Source organism: Nonomuraea sp. NPDC005983 (assembly GCF_040614375.1).
Lineage (GTDB): Bacteria > Actinomycetota > Actinomycetes > Streptosporangiales > Streptosporangiaceae > Nonomuraea.
Genome location: NZ_JBEXUP010000194.1, coordinates 1 through 14,026, shown reverse-complemented (window position 1 = coordinate 14,026; position 14,026 = coordinate 1). Strand labels below are relative to the sequence as shown.

Here is a 14,026-nt window from a genome sequence, read left to right as displayed (position 1 = left end):
GGCCCGCGATCTTGACACCTGCGACAGGCTCGCGGCCAGCCGCCCGACGCCGACGTTGGCGGCGTGACGCGGGCCGACCCTGGCCAGGAAGCTCTGCGCGACGCGTACGGCCCGCACCTCCTCCTCGGCGCCCGGAGGCTCGCCTGGCGGGCCGCCCGGGTTCAGCGGCAGCACGGCGTAGGCGATCGAGCCGACGAGCGCCGCGGCCGCCTTGGGGTGGATGGCCGCGACGTGCAGGGCGAGCGCGTCGCAGAAGCGCTGCCTGTCGCCCTCGACGCGGGCCGGGTCGGTCTCGGGCAGGTCGGTGAGCTGGGCGGCGAGCACGCACAGCCGCTGCGTGGCGATGCCCAGCCGGCCCGCCGCCTCGGCCGCGTCGGCACCGCCCGCGAGCACGGTCGACAGCAGGTCGGCGCGGAGCCGCCGCCGGGTGTCGGCCCCGGCCCGCTCACGCAGCAGCTGGAGCGCGACGATCTTCGCGGCGTCGGCGAACGCGCGCTGCCGCTGCGCGGTGAGCGGCTCGTGGACGGCCGCCCAGATCGAGCCGAGGATCTCGTCGCCCGACCGGACGGCGATGGCGGCCCTGTTGATGCTGTCGCCGTCGAGCTCCATGTAGACGGGGTCACGGCTCTGATAGAGCTGCTTGAAGAAGCCGCGCTCGTCGAGCATGCGCTGGTAACGCTCGGGCACCTGGCGGCCGAGCACGGTCTCGACCCGTCCGGGGTCGGCCTCGTCCTGCCGCCCGGAGTAGGCCAGCACCCGTGCCGACCTGTCCTCGATGGTCACGGGCGCGTCGAGCAGCGCGCAGACGGCGTTGGCGAGGGAGAACAGGTCGCCCTGTGGCCCGTCGCCGGGCTCGGCCAGGTCGCCCTCGGCCAGCAGCGAGCGCAGCAGAGTGACGATCTGCGCCCAGGAGGCGGCCCTGGTCAGGCCGAGCACGGCCACGCCGGTCTCCAGGACCTTGCTGCGGACCTGCTCGTCGACGTCCACGGGGAGCTTGACGACGATGCCCGCCGCCTCGCGGGCCGACGCCAGCAGGGCGCAGATCTCCTCCGCGCCGTGCACGCCCACCGCGAGCACGATCCCGCCCGGCGGCACCAGCAGCTCGTCGAGCGGGTCGTAGATGTACACCCCGGTGACCTCGGCGTCGAGCTCGCCGGGTGAGGCCGCCACGTCGAGCACGGTGCTGCCGAGGTCGTGCAGGATCCGTCCGAGGCTGGCGCGCGGACGGGTCTGCATCCGCTCACCATACGCATCCGGCTGCATCAGGTGCGCAGGCGGTCCACCGCCACGCGGGCGGCACGTCCGATGGCCGCGTCGGCGGCCGGATGCCGGCCGCCGAGCCGGGCGGTGCGCAGGAACACCGCGACGGCGTAGCGCTTGCCGTCGGGGTACTCCACGACCCCGGCCTCGTTGCGGACGCCCCACAGCGTGCCGGTCTTGCCGGAGACCTTCACCTCGTCGTCGAAGCCGGAGGCGAGCCGGTGCGGCCAGACCTGGTTGCCCATGATCTTCCGCACCTCGGCGCAGGCCTCGGCCGGCCCGGCCTCGTCCCGCCAGATCAGGCCGAGGAGCGTGGTGATCTCGCGGGGCGTGCTGGAGGTGGTGCGCGCGGGGTCCCGCACGGCCAGCGGCCTGATCAGCTCGTCGTTCAGACCGTCCAGATCCAGGGTGCCTACCTCCGCCATGACCTGGGCGAACAGCTCGGCGCAGCCGCCTATGAGCCGGGTGCGGCCGAGCCCGAGAGCGGCGAGCGTGGCGTGTACCCGGTCCAGGCCGACCCGGCGCAGCAGCACGTCGGTGGCGGCGTTGTCGCTCAGGGTCATCATCAGGTGGGCGAGGTCCCTGAGCGTCAGCGAGACGTCGTCGGCGCAACCGGAGACGCCGATGCCGCCATCCTTGTCGGCCGCCGTGACGGTGAGCCTCTCGGTGCGTTCCAGTTCCCCGGCCGCGGCCTGTCTGGCGTACTCCAGCACGACCGGGATCTTGAACACCGAGGCGAGGACGACCGGCTCATCGGGGTCGAGCCCGGTCTCGGCGTCGCCGTCGATGTCCATGGCGTGCACGAAGCCGCGGGCGCCCGCTGCCTCGAAGGCCTCACGCACGCGGCACCGCCCGGCCGTTGTGCAGGTAGGCCGCCACCCCGTCGCGCATGACGAAGGTGACGGTGGCATGCATGCCGTCCTCGCGCTCCGCCGCGATGAACGAGTGGCCGGAGTGGTGGACGTACCTGGCGCTGCTCCGGGCGGCGCCCATGCTGAGCATGAGCTCGCCGGGGATCATGGTGATCTCCAGGCCGCCGTCCGCGGCGGCGACCTCCCAGACCGCCGTCGGCCCCTCGAACCTGCCGGCGTACGGCGCCGGGTCCACGGCCGGCGGGCTCTCGGGAGGCACCGGCAGGGCCGGCACGTCGATCCCGGTGGTCTCCCTGATGAGCGGCAGCGCCAGGTCGGCGATGAGGCCGGCGAAGGCGCCGCCGTTGCCGCTCATCGCGATGACGACGTCCGCGCCGGGGACGACGCGCCAGAACGTGCTCTGCCCCGGGGTGCCGCCGTCGTGGCCGAAGGCGCCCCAGTCGAACAGCTCGAACCCCAGCCCCCAGGCCGAGGCGAGCAGCCCGGACACGCCGGGCACGTCGACCTGGGGCGCGCGCATGGCGGCGACCGTCTCCTCCGACAGCACGCGGGTGCCGTCCGCCGCGACGCCGCCCGCGAGGAACATCCGGCCGAAGCGGACCAGCTCGCGCGGCGCCTGGCACATCGTGGACCCGGCGGGCGCGTTGGAGCGTGGCATCTGCCACTTCGGGAAGACGGTGTTGCCGGGGCCGATGTGCCCGGCGGAGGTGCGGAACAGCACCGCCTCCTCGGCGAACAGCGCGGCGTGGGTGACGCCGAGGGGGCCGTACAGATGGTCGCGCACCGCCTGCTCCCAGGTGGTGCCGCGCAGGCGCGCGACCAGCGCGCCGAGCACGCAGTACCCGGCGTTGCAGTAGGAGAACAGCTCGCCGGGCGGGTGCACGTGTCCGGCGGTCTTCAGGTAGCGGACGTAGGCGTCAAGGCAGTCGTCGCCGCGGCCGGTGTCCTCGAACAGGTCGCCGTCGAAGCCGCCGGTGTGCGTGAGCAGCTGCCGTACGGTGATCACCGCGCCGTCGGCGACGGAGAACTCCGGCAGGTAGTCCGTCACCGGCCGGTCGAGGCCGATCAGCCCCTCCTCGGCGAGCTGCATGACCAGGGCGGCGGTCCACACCTTGGTGGTGGAGCCGACCTGGAACAGGCTGTCGGGGGTGGTCTCGACGCCGGTGTCGGCGTTGACCACGCCGGTGGCCGCCTCGTGCAGCTCACCGGCCGCGTACACGGCCACGGCCGCCCCCGGCACACCGTGCGCGCGGGCCGCCTCGTCAAGGCGCCGGCTCAGCTCCATGTCCCTCTCCTCAGCTCGTCTTGGGGGTGGCGCGGGCGCCCAGGTGCACGTACGGGGAGCCGTCGGCGAGCTCGTAGAACACCGCCGAGATCCACGCGGGGTCGCCCGGCAGGCGCCCGACGAAGGTCGTCTCGTCCACGGGGACGAGGGGGAACTCCTGCGGTTCCTGAAGTGCTGCGAGCGCGCCGGTCGCCTCCATGCGCAGCTGGATGCCGCCGTCGCCGTCGCTGACGGTGATGCGGGCGCCGGCCCGTTCGTAGACGCCGGCGTAGCGGGCGGCGTCGACCTCGACGGGGGTCGCGGGCGGGGCGAGCGCGGGCGGCACTGTCAGGCCGTCGAGTTCGGCGAACAGTTCGGTGGCCAGGGCGCGGGTGAAGGCGCCGCTGTGGCCGCCGTTGGCGGTCACGCAGACGATCGTGCCGGTGCCGGGCACGGCCCAGAGCATGGCGTGCTGGCCGATGGTGTTGCCGCCGTGGGAGATGATCCGCCGGCCGTCCCACTCGTCGAGGATCCAGCCGATGCCCCAGTGCCTGCCGAGCGTGTGCGGGTTGGGGATGTCGACCTGCGGCTCCCACATCGCCTGCGGGTCCTTCAGCAGGTCGCCTTCGAGGTGGGCGCGGGCGAAGGCGACCACGTCGGCGGGACGGGCGCAGATCAGCCCGGCCGGTCCCATCGCGCGCATGAGCCCCCAGGCCGGGGCGGGCTCGCCGTCGAGGTGTCCCATCGCGGCGCGGAAGCGCAGGACGTCCTCGGGCAGGGTCCAGGTGTGGGTGAGGCCGAGCGGTTCGACGATCCGCTCGCGCAGGACGTCGTCCCAGCGCCTGCCCGCGAGCTTCTCCAGGATGCGCCCGGCCACGACGAACCCGGAGTTGCAGTACGACTGGGTGGCGCCCAGGGGGTGGTTCTGCGCCAGGTCGGCGCAGGCTTGCACGTACTTCTCCACGCAGTCGTCGCCGCGGCCGGTGTCGAGGAACAGGTCGCCGTCGATGCCGCTGGTGTGCGCGAGCAGGTGCCTGACCGTGACGGCCTTGGTGACGTCCGCGTCGGCGACCTGGAACTCGGGCAGCAGCTCGGCGACCCGGGTGTCCAGCGTCAGCGCGCCCTGCTCGGCCAGCTGGACGAGCATGGTCGCGGTCCACACCTTGGTGACCGAGCCGATCTGGAAGAGCGAGTCGGGTGTGACCGGCACGCCGGTGTCGACGTTGAGCACGCCGGCGGCGAACTCGTGCAGCTCCCCGCCGTGCAGGTAGGCGAGGGCCGCGCCGGGCACCTCGTACTCGGCGATCAGCTCGGCGAGCCGGTGACCCATTGCTCCAGCCACGTGATGATCCTCTCGTTGTAGTCGAACCGGTGGGACGGGCGTCCGTTCAGGATGAACAGGTGTGAGGCGCCCGGGTAGCGCACGAGCCTGACGGGCACGGCGCGCTCGCGCAGCGCGGCGAACCACTGCTCGGCCTGGCCTACGGGGCAGCGGTCATCGTTCTCTCCGTGCAGGATCAAGGTGGGGGTCGCCACGTCGGCGACGTGGGTGATCGGGGACTGTGCGACGACCTCACCTGCACATTCCCACTCTTTCAGGAAATATCCGGCATCGGAGGTTCCGGCCATACTGCTGAGGTCCGTCACGGAACCGCCGGGGATGGCCGCCTTGAACCTGCCGGTCCTCGTGGTCAGCCAGCAGGTCATGTAGCCGCCGTAGCTGTAACCGGTGACGGCCAGCCGTTCCGCGTCGGCGACGCCCTCGGAGACGAGCTCGTCGAGCGGGGCGAGGAAGTCGTCGGCGTCCGCGAGGCCCCAGGCGCCGAGCGCCGCCGTGTAGAACGCCTCGCCGTACCCGTCGCTGCCCCTCGGGTTGAGCGTGAGCACCGTCCAGCCCCGGGCGGCGAGCACCTGGTGGTAGAGGTGGGCGCCGTCGAAGACGGGCGCCCAGGCGTTGTGCGGGCCGCCGTGGACGTCCAGCAGGACCGGCGCGGGCCCGCTCAGCGTCTCGTCGCGCAGGAGGAACCCCTCGACGGGCGTCCCGTCGGGAGCGGTGAAGGTGCGCGAGCGAGGCGCGAACAGCTCGACCCCGTCCAGCCGGTACGCCGCGAGCCGGACCCCCGGTGCCACGCCGCCCCCGGGATCCGTGAGGTGGACGTCCCCGGCACTGTCCGGGCTCGTGGCGACATAGGCGATCCGCCCAGCGGCCGCGCTCAGCCCGGAGAGCGACACCTCGCCGCCCACGAGCTTCCTGGCAGGGGACGTGCCGTCCAGCGGCACCGCGTAGGCGTGCGTGCGGCCTCCGTCCCTCGCGGTGAACACCAGGTCACCGCCGAGGAGCAGCGGCGGAGCGCCAGGGTAGCCGGGGTGGCCGACCATGACGTTGCGGTCCAGCCCGGTCTGCACCTCCTCCAGCCCGCCGTCGCCCAGGACGTACAGCCTGGTGTGCCCCACCGGGACGGGCAGCCCGGCCACCACCAGCCGCGTGCCGAGCCACCACGCGCCGACGCAGATCACCTCCGGCCCTGTGAGGCGCTTGGGCTCGCCGCCGGCCGCGTCGACCGCGTACACGGCGGCGGAGGGCACCAGGTCGCCGTCGGGCTGCATGCCGGCGGTGAAGGCGAGCCGCTGTCCGTCGGGCGACCACGCGGGCTGCCCGGCGTGGAAGTCGCCGTCGGTGAGCCGCACCGCCTCCCCGGGCTCTTCTCCCGCCGGCACGGGGACCACGAAGAGCTGCGTGGTCACGCCGCGCAGCAGGCCGGCGCCGTCGGCCTTGTAGTCGAGCCGGTCCGCCACCACGGGAGCGTGCGGGTCGGGCTCCCCGTGCGGCCCGGCGTAGGCGATCCTGGTCCCGTCGGGAGACCACACCGGCACCCCCGCGCCCAGCGGGGCCGAGGTGAGGGGCCGTGGCTCGCCACCGTCCATGGGCAGCAGGTGGATCTGCGGCTTGCCGTCCACCGGCTTGAGGAAGGCCAGCAGGCGGCCGTCAGGGGACCAGCGGGCGGCGCTCCCCGAGGCGAGCAGGCGTGGCTCGGCTCCCGGGGCGGCGAGCCAGATCCGCGTGTGGTTCTCGTCCGAAGCGCGGTCGGCGGTGGTCAGCGTGTAGGCGACGGCGCCGCCGTCGGGGCGCAGCGCAGGGTCTGAGGGGATCGCCAGTCGGTACAGGTCGTCGAGCGAAAGGCGGGACATGACCGAACGGTAGGCCAGCGCGGACGCGCCTTCTTCGGCGTGGCCGACGAACGGCAGGGCCTCGGTTGTGCCCGCCACCAAGCCGGCCGCTCTCTCAGCTGGTGCTTGGCGATGGGGATGCGACCTGATCTTCTCGAGAAGACCGGGTCGCAGCCCGCTTCGCGACGGGCGTCACGTTGGATCGGCGGCTTGGCGCGCCTCGACGAGCGCGGCCAGGCTCGCCAGCGCCATGCGCGTGCCCGTCTCGTTGTCAGCGGCCGGCACGGCGTCAGGGATCCCGTCGTGCGCGACGACCACCTCGGTGCCGCCGCCGGCGTCGGTGAGGGTCGTCGTCATCGTCATGGTCCCGCGCAGCGCGGGATCTACAGCCTCGAACTCGAGCACCTCGACCACCCGCTCGTCCGGAACGAGCTCCGCGAAGTGGCCATGGTAGGTGTCAGTGTGCGATGCCGACTTGCCGGCCGGCCCCGGCGTGTCGTAGCTGAGCGAGATCCGGAACGAGCCGCCTTCACGAGCGTCGAACTCGTGGACGTGGCTGCTCATACCCGTCGGCACCCGCCATTTTGCGATCGCGTCCGCATCCACGAGCGCCTGGTAAACGGCCGGACGCGGCGCGTTCACGTACTGAGAGACCCGCGTCGAGTACATGCAGCCGACCCTACCTGGCGACAGGCCAGATCCGGAGTGTGACCTGCCAGGTCCTCGGTTGTCAGCTCTGCCTGCGAGCCTCGGACCCTCCCCACGTCGTCAGATACGCCTCCGCCCCTGCCAGCATGTCCTGGGCGAACTCGTCACCGGCGTACTTGCGCATGTCCTCGATCCAGTCGGGGACCAGGCCGTAGTGGGCCACACCGTCGGTGTTGACGTCCCAGACCCGGTCACCGGTGCGCAGCTTGTCGAGCGTGACCGCGCCGTCCAATGAGGTGAACGGGTAGCTGACCGCACTGCCCTGGCGCGGCCCGGGGAGCGGGCCCATGCCGTTGGTGTCGAGGCCGTAGCCGTACCCGGGACGACCGAACTCATCACGGAAGGGCTTCGTCGCTCGCCAGCCCGCGGTGAAGGAGTCGGCGGGCGAGCCGTACGCGGTCACCAGGCCGCCGAGCCGGTAGATGCGGCGGAAGTAGCTGGGGTCGGCCCAGCTGTGCGAGGAGATGACGCCCGGATACTTGGCGCTCTCCAGCAGGCCGAGGGTCTGAGCGGCGGCCTTGACGCTCATGTGGTCGATCTCGACCATCATGCCGCGCTTCATCATGCCCTGGACCATGTAGGCGCCCAGGGAGGTCAGGCCTTTGGTGTTGCAGTGCGGCGCCGGGGGATAGACCGGCAGGCCGACGCCGAACGGCAGCCACTTGGCCACCTCGGGCGGCAGCACTCCGGCCGGGTCGATCGTGTTGTCATGCTCGGGTCCTGTGCAGGTCTTGGCGTTCCAGAACGAGCCGCTCGACAGGAAGTTGCCGATGTTGACGATCACGCCGGTGGTCCCGGAGTCGAAGCGGACGCCGCACAGCGCGTTGTCGTACTTGTGGCAGACGAACATGCTGCGCACGCCCAGCTGGTACATCTCGTCCAGGCCGCGGTCGATCTGCGCCTTGGTGCAGTGCGGGATGCCCAAGGTCTGGCGGCAGCCGAACGGCTCGGAGGTCTCGATGCCCAGGACCACGGCCAGCTTGCCGGCCGCGATCACCTGTCTGGCCTCGGCGCTCGACTTCACCACCCGGAACCAGCCCTGGCCCGGGCCGCCGCTCTGGGCGTCGATGTAGTTCTGCAGTTCTAAGGTGCGCTGCGCCTCGAGCCTGAGCGTGGTCATCTCGTCGCAGGTGTTGTGTTTGAGCGGGTAGATCTCGCAGAGCTGCCGGTTGGCGACCAGGTCGTTGACGAAGACGCGGAGCCCGCCGCGCCAGGCCCGCTCGATCCACTTGTAGTAGCCCTGCTGGTGGGTGAGGGAGTCGTGGGCCGGCCAGTCCTTGAACGTGGGCCAGCCGACCGGGTCGTGCTTGCCCACGGGGGTGCCGTGGCGGGTGAAGTTCTCGAACCAGGCGAGCGAGCCGTCGGGCTGGTGGTCGGGGCAGTCGACCAGGGCGTGCTCGATGCCGTCGAGGTCGAACGGCTTGCCACAGATCAGGCCGCCGCCGAAGGCTTCGTGGGCCATGAGATGACTGTGGGCGTCGACGAAGCCGCGGACCGGGTTCGCGGAGCCCGGCGGCTGCCCGACCGCCCCGACCTCGGACTCCGGGGCCGCCTGGGCGGTGGCGGTGGCGCCCGCCAGAGGAAGGGCGGCCAGTAGGGCAAGTCCGATGATCCTGGTGATGCTGCGTAACATGAGCGCACCTCACAAATCGGCTGCTTCATGGTCCGCCTTTGTTACTCGCCGGTCAAGATGTGAGTCGGGCTCGAATTCACTCAGAAAGCGGATGTTCTGACCACACAGCCGGCAGCAACGCGGACGCGCTCAGCGGCACCAGCGCCTCGTAGGCTCGAGAGCATGCTGCGACCCGACTATCCGATCCGTACCGAGCGACTGCTGCTCCGGCCACTCACGGCCGCCGATCTCGATGCGATGCATGCGTACAAGTCACAGCCGGATGTCGTGCGGTACGTCCCGTACGACGCCCTGACTCGTGACGAGGTCGCCGAGCGGATCGCGGGCCGGTGGGCACCGACCGAGCTCACCACCCCAGGTCAGGCGATGACGCTCGGGATCGAGGAGCAGCACACCGGCAGGTTGGTCGGTGATGTCGTGTTGTTCTGGCACAGTGCGGAGCACCGCTCGGGCGAGATCGGCTACATCCTCTCCCCCGAGGCGACCGGCCGGGGTTACGCCACCGAAGCCTCCCAGGCCCTGCTCCGCCTCGGCTTCGACGGCCTGGGGCTGCACCGCGTCATTGCGCAGGTCGACGACCGCAACGCGGCTTCGGCACGTGTGCTCGAGCGGCTCGGGTTCCGCCTCGAAGCGCACTTCCGCGAGAACAAGTGGTTCAAGGGTGAATGGTCCTCGCTGCTGGTTTATGCGTTACTCGACCGGGAATGGCGCGCTGCGCAGAATCCTGACGCCTCCGAGGTCATGCAGCCGGGCCACGCCCATCGCATGCCCGCCTGGCCCATGCCAGATACACGGACGTTCGATCGGTGATGATGCGGCTCACGCCGTAGTCCGCGAGGCGGCGCCACGCGGCGGAGGTGTTGGGCGTCCAGGCGTAGACGGCCACGCCGGCCTTCCGGTAAGCGCGGACGCGCGACCGGGTCAGGCTGTCGTAGCGGACGCCTATGAAGCTGAACTGCCTGGCCAGAGCGGTCTGCGGCGCAGAGGTGGCCAGCAGGCCTTTGCGGGCGGGGATGGACCCCACCGCCTTCAGCGCCGCAGGCGAGAACGAGGTCATACTCGCCCACTGGTAGGCGTTCAGCAGCCGATAGGTGGCCTGAAGGAAGCGCAGGTCTGCGGCGTCGGGAACCACCTTGAGCTCCACCAGCACCTCCGCCACCCTGCCCCGGAGGGCGGCCAGCACCTGGAACAGGGTTGGCGGATGTTGCCCATCGGTCGTGCGCAGGGCGCGAAAGCGGGCCAGGGACATGCTGGAGACCCTGCCGAAGCCTGATGTCGTGCGCTCCACCGTCGGGTCATGCATCAACACAGGGTGATGATCCCTGGTGAACCGCACGTCGAACTCGACTCGATCGGACCCGGCCGCAAGCGCACGGTCGAACGCCGTGATGGTGTTCTCCGACACCGCGTCCGCATAGCCCCGATGGGAGACCGGCTCTGGTGAGGAGCACGTCCGGATCGTCGCTGCGGCGGGCACCGGCGGGTCGGCTACGCCACCGGGCGCGAGGGCCATGACCAGTGAGACCGCCAGCGCGGCGCGCGCGATCTTCGAGGCGGTATCCGTCAGGGGCGCCCCGCCTCCGACCGGCCGGAGCCGGCGGAGGCGAAGGCGGGAAACGGCAGCCATGAGCGGCCAGTTCTTCGTGCCGGCTACTTGGTCGCCACCTTCCGTAGGTATCGGGCCGAGGCCCAGCCGGACTTGCCGTCGGACGCCTTGACCGCGACCCATCCCTTGCTCGGCTGACAGGCTCCCGCGAAGCGACCGTCGGCCGTCCTGCGCTTACCCACCGGGTGGAAACGCAGCCCGGCACCCGCACGGACGTTGAGGAAGCTGACAGGCCGCACGTGCGTGACCTCGTACGCGCACGCCAGAGGCACTCTGGCGCCGGAGTGGCGCGTGCTCCTCATCTTGCGTAGGTATCGGGCCGAGGCCCAGCCGGACTTGCCGTCGGACGCCTTGACCGCGACCCATCCCTTGCTCGGCTGGCACGCTCCCGCGAAACGGCCGTCGGCCGTCCTGCGCTTACCCACCGGGTGGAAACGCAGCCCGGCACCCGCACGGACGTTGAGGAAGCTGACAGGCCGCACATGCGTGACCTCGTACGCGCACGCCAGCGCCGGATGGCCTGCCGAGCCGGCGGCGTGGGCGGGAAGGCCCGCCACCGCGAGTCCGCCTGCCGCCAGGCACGCGACGAGGACGGTGTGCTTGGAGATCGACATGGGTCTCTCCCTTCGGTCTGCATCGGGTCGTGTGCAGGGGGCACGACCTGCGATGCTTACCAAGGGTAGATACCTCATTACTATGTGCTTACACATCCGAGCTTGTGATCAAATATTCCCTGGCGGACGGCTGAGCATAGGCAGTCCAGGGTTTTCCAGCGCAGGCCCCCCGGCCCCCCGGCCCCCCGGCCCCCCGGCCCCCCGGCCCCCCACATCAGGTAAGCGTCGTCCTTGCGGTCCCCACCGTCACCACCGACCCCCAGGCTTTACGCCGATCTGGAAGGTTCGTACCTGCGGGTACGGCGACGTGACGCCGGTGAGCAGAGGTTCGTCGGCGCCGCGGACGGTGTGGTCGAGGAAGGCCGTCAGGTAGGCATTGGTGATGGCGAGGCCGAGGCCGCCGTTGACGCTGCCGAGGGGCACCAGGGAGCGGATGGGGGCGGCCAGGTAGTAGGCGGCGTAGTCGCTGAAGTTGAAGTGCCGGGTCCCGCCGATCTCATAACACCAGACAGGTGCGGTGTCGGCGGCCAGCAGGCGGCGGGCGATGTCGCGTTCCGCGCGGCTCATGGGGTCATCCGGGTGGCAGGTTCCTGTCACGCAGGAGTTCTCGCTTCCGATGATCATGATGGGCTTGTTCGGCTCGCGGGCGCCGAACTGGGCACCGTCCAGGTCGGCCGCGCCCGCGCAGCGCGGGTCGAGACGGCAGGCCTCCAGCGCGGCCGCGCCGCCGAAGGAGTGGCCGAGATAGGCGGTCCGCGTGGGGGCGACGCGCCCGGCGAACGGGCCGGCCTGCCCGAGTCCGATCACCTGCGCGGCGGCGAAGCGGGCGTCGGCGGCCCAGACCGCGACCAGGCTCGCACCCGCACGGGCCGCCGCGGCCGGATCGGCGGACTCGAAGGCGGGCGGGTTTCCCGCCTCGGTGTCTCGCACCGGGTGTCCGTGCAGGACGGTCACGTTGGCACTGTAAGTCGGGGTGACGCCTGCGACCAGGTAGCCGTTGCTCGCCAGGTTCTCGGCCAGAGCGGTGTATTGCGGCGCGGCCAGACCAAGCCCGGGTTCCAGGATGACGACCGGAAACCGGCCGGCGGCCACCGGCACGCTCTCCTGCGCATGCGTGCGGATGGCGTCGAAGCTGGTCTCACCGAGTCCGAGCAGCCCGTCCGGGTGCAGGGACCCCCAGGCGCCCGGCGCGTAGGGCGCCGGCCTTCCCGTGGCCTGGGGCGTGGCCGGGTACCACAGCCAGACGGACAACTGGCGGGCGCTGCCCGGGCGTGGGGCGAGAGGATCGGTCCGGGTGCGGTCGGTCCATTCGAAGGTGGTTCGGCCGACGCCGTAAGGGCCGGTCGGGGCGGGCAGCGCGGCCGGCTGCGTGTGCCGTACCGCCACCAAGGTGACGTAGGCGCCGCTCAGCGTGACGACAGCCAGGACGAACGCCGCGAGCGCCCGCAGCCAGTCGCCGGCGGGCCGGCGTCCGTCTCGGCCCGGTAACCGGCCCCGCGCCACGATCAGCGCCGCCAGGGCCGGAACCAGGAAGATCGTGAGCGACACGACGAGGTCGTAGGGGTCGCGCTGCCAGGGGCTGCCCTGCCTGACGAGCTTGTTCTGCGTGGTGACGTAGGCGAGCGCCGTGAAGGCGAGCGCGCAGGCCAGCGCCTGGGCCAATGCCCGGCGGGGGACGCCGACATCTGTCTCGGTCATGAACTTCATAGTACTCGCCGCGTACTACTCATCGCGTACCAATGGCGCCCCCAAGCCCGCGCGCGGGGCCGTCATTCAGCGCAGCACCGAAACCTCTTTGCCGGAAATGCCCTTTGCTCGGCACACTCGGAGCCATGCACATCCTGTCGTTCCCCGAGGCGGCCACCCCTGCGGAGCTGCTGCTCCAGGTCCGGGCCCTCCAGCAGGAGGCGTGGCCATCCGCAACGCCCGGCGACGGCCAGTTCAACCATGACCCCGCCCTGCTCCCGATGTCGATGTTGCTCATGGACGATGGGACCGTCATGGCCGCCCTGGACATCCTGTCCAAGGAGATCACCCATACCGACCGGCGCTATCAGGCGGCGGGGTTGAGCACCGTGGTCACTCGGAAGGCCGTACGCGGCCGGGGGCACGGCCGCCAACTGGTGGCAGCTGCGCATGCGGCGATGGCCGAAGCCGGCTTCGACATCGGGTTGTTCACCTGCGACCGGCCACTTCAGAGGTTCTACGAGAGCGCGGGCTGGCAGGCGTTGCCCGGCACCGTCCTGATCGGAGGGACCCCCGAAACGCCCTTCCCGAGCGACCAACCCGGCTTCGACAAGGTCACCATGGCCGACTTCTTCTCGGTCAAGAGCAAGGAGAACCGGCCTTCGTTCCACCACTCTCGCATCGAGCTTTACCCAGGGGAGATTGACAAGCTGTGGTAACTCTCCGAGGTCGCGCCCACTCCCCCGTCCCCGCCAGGCTCCTCAGGCGGTTCTACTGATCGGCTGACCGGCGGCGTGAGCGTCGGCTTCTCGTGAAGGAGCCGCGCCGTCACCTCGTTGGGCGTTCATCACCCGGCGCCTCGTCGGACGGTGTCGTGCCGTCATGACCTTTGCCGAGCGCGGCGTGCTCCTCCTCGTGGCCGTGGGCCTCTTCGAGGGGGATCTTCTCTCCGCCGTACGCCTTGGACATCCGGGCGCGCAGCTTGCCCAGCGGGCCGCGCATCCCCTTGGGCGGGATACCCGCGCGGTCTTCGGAGACCGGCAGCATGAGCACCGGCTCCTTGCCCCGCATGTGCGCCTCGATGTCCTCCGACGCCGGCGTGTGCACCTCGATGAACTCGCCGTGCGGCAGCCGCTTGATCACACCGGACTCCACGCCGTGCGAGACCATCGCGGAGTCGGACCGCTGCAGCCCCAGGCAGATGCGGTAGGTGAT

12 protein-coding genes and 1 pseudogene are annotated in these 14,026 nt (G+C 71.2%); 2 read left to right on the top strand and 11 right to left on the bottom strand.

The features are described from left to right. The 7 genes from ABZ297_RS43090 to ABZ297_RS43060 form a co-directional block, all read right to left on the bottom strand. Window positions 1-1,236 (bottom strand): PucR family transcriptional regulator (locus ABZ297_RS43090; protein ID WP_355359090.1); only part of this gene is annotated, 1,236 nt, incomplete at its 3' end. Window positions 1,237-1,262: 26 nt separating this feature from the next. Further along, complete coding sequence (locus tag ABZ297_RS43085) at window positions 1,263-2,102, bottom strand: serine hydrolase (RefSeq protein ID WP_355359087.1); 840 nt, start codon at window positions 2,100-2,102, stop codon at window positions 1,263-1,265. Beyond that, window positions 2,095-3,417 carry a serine hydrolase domain-containing protein gene (locus tag ABZ297_RS43080; protein WP_355359084.1) on the bottom strand — a complete coding sequence of 441 codons (1,323 nt, stop codon included), beginning with the start codon at window positions 3,415-3,417 and terminating at the stop codon, window positions 2,095-2,097. The genes ABZ297_RS43085 and ABZ297_RS43080 overlap by 8 nt, the downstream gene beginning before the upstream one ends. 10 nt (window positions 3,418-3,427) lie before the next feature. Beyond that, window positions 3,428-4,738: a serine hydrolase domain-containing protein gene (locus ABZ297_RS43075; RefSeq protein WP_355359081.1), complete on the bottom strand. Its 1,311-nt coding sequence runs from the start codon at window positions 4,736-4,738 to the stop codon at window positions 3,428-3,430. Continuing rightward, the gene (locus tag ABZ297_RS43070) at window positions 4,702-6,663 is read right to left on the bottom strand and encodes a S9 family peptidase (RefSeq protein WP_355359078.1); all 1,962 of its coding nucleotides are present in this window, start codon (window positions 6,661-6,663) and stop codon (window positions 4,702-4,704) included. Before ABZ297_RS43070 ends, ABZ297_RS43075 begins: the two co-directional genes overlap by 37 nt. Before the next feature lie 93 nt (window positions 6,664-6,756). Then, the gene (locus ABZ297_RS43065) at window positions 6,757-7,233 is read right to left on the bottom strand and encodes an SRPBCC domain-containing protein (protein WP_355359075.1); all 477 of its coding nucleotides are present in this window, start codon (window positions 7,231-7,233) and stop codon (window positions 6,757-6,759) included. A gap of 61 nt (window positions 7,234-7,294) precedes the next feature. Beyond that, on the bottom strand, window positions 7,295-8,905 hold the full coding sequence (locus ABZ297_RS43060; protein WP_355359072.1) for a Coagulation factor 5/8 type domain-containing protein: 1,611 nt from the start codon (window positions 8,903-8,905) through the stop codon (window positions 7,295-7,297). Window positions 8,906-9,067: 162 nt separating this feature from the next. Between ABZ297_RS43060 and ABZ297_RS43055 the strand changes: the two genes are divergently transcribed. Next, window positions 9,068-9,715 carry a GNAT family N-acetyltransferase gene (locus ABZ297_RS43055; protein WP_355359069.1) on the top strand — a complete coding sequence of 216 codons (648 nt, stop codon included), beginning with the start codon at window positions 9,068-9,070 and terminating at the stop codon, window positions 9,713-9,715. On the opposite strand, the gene ABZ297_RS43050 is transcribed toward ABZ297_RS43055, so the two are convergent. The 3 genes from ABZ297_RS43050 to ABZ297_RS43040 form a co-directional block, all read right to left on the bottom strand. Next, on the bottom strand, window positions 9,645-10,418 hold the full coding sequence (locus tag ABZ297_RS43050; protein ID WP_355359066.1) for a glycerophosphodiester phosphodiesterase: 774 nt from the start codon (window positions 10,416-10,418) through the stop codon (window positions 9,645-9,647). The genes ABZ297_RS43055 and ABZ297_RS43050 overlap by 71 nt on opposite strands. 137 nt (window positions 10,419-10,555) lie before the next feature. Next, entirely contained in the window at window positions 10,556-11,125 is a 570-nt protein-coding gene (locus ABZ297_RS43045) for a hypothetical protein (RefSeq protein ID WP_355359063.1), read from the bottom strand. A 246-nt stretch (window positions 11,126-11,371) separates the two neighbouring features. Next, window positions 11,372-12,823 carry a hypothetical protein gene (locus tag ABZ297_RS43040; RefSeq protein ID WP_355359060.1) on the bottom strand — a complete coding sequence of 484 codons (1,452 nt, stop codon included), beginning with the start codon at window positions 12,821-12,823 and terminating at the stop codon, window positions 11,372-11,374. Between the two features lie 134 nt (window positions 12,824-12,957). Between ABZ297_RS43040 and ABZ297_RS43035 the strand changes: the two genes are divergently transcribed. Next, window positions 12,958-13,530 carry a GNAT family N-acetyltransferase gene (locus ABZ297_RS43035; protein ID WP_355359057.1) on the top strand — a complete coding sequence of 191 codons (573 nt, stop codon included), beginning with the start codon at window positions 12,958-12,960 and terminating at the stop codon, window positions 13,528-13,530. Between the two features lie 109 nt (window positions 13,531-13,639). On the opposite strand, the pseudogene ABZ297_RS43030 reads toward ABZ297_RS43035, so the two are convergent. Next, window positions 13,640-14,026 (bottom strand): annotated as a pseudogene (locus ABZ297_RS43030) (hypothetical protein); the annotation flags it as partial.

Coding starts and splice junctions, on each gene's coding strand:
- ABZ297_RS43080 (WP_355359084.1), bottom strand. CDS start 3,417: ATGGAGCTGAGCCGGCGCCTTGACGAGGCGGCCCGCGCGCACGGTGTG.
- ABZ297_RS43065 (WP_355359075.1), bottom strand. CDS start 7,233: ATGTACTCGACGCGGGTCTCTCAGTACGTGAACGCGCCGCGTCCGGCC.
- ABZ297_RS43060 (WP_355359072.1), bottom strand. CDS start 8,905: ATGTTACGCAGCATCACCAGGATCATCGGACTTGCCCTACTGGCCGCC.
- ABZ297_RS43055 (WP_355359069.1), top strand. CDS start 9,068: ATGCTGCGACCCGACTATCCGATCCGTACCGAGCGACTGCTGCTCCGG.
- ABZ297_RS43050 (WP_355359066.1), bottom strand. CDS start 10,418: ATGGCCCTCGCGCCCGGTGGCGTAGCCGACCCGCCGGTGCCCGCCGCA.
- ABZ297_RS43045 (WP_355359063.1), bottom strand. CDS start 11,125: ATGTCGATCTCCAAGCACACCGTCCTCGTCGCGTGCCTGGCGGCAGGC.
- ABZ297_RS43040 (WP_355359060.1), bottom strand. CDS start 12,823: ATGACCGAGACAGATGTCGGCGTCCCCCGCCGGGCATTGGCCCAGGCG.
- ABZ297_RS43035 (WP_355359057.1), top strand. CDS start 12,958: ATGCACATCCTGTCGTTCCCCGAGGCGGCCACCCCTGCGGAGCTGCTG.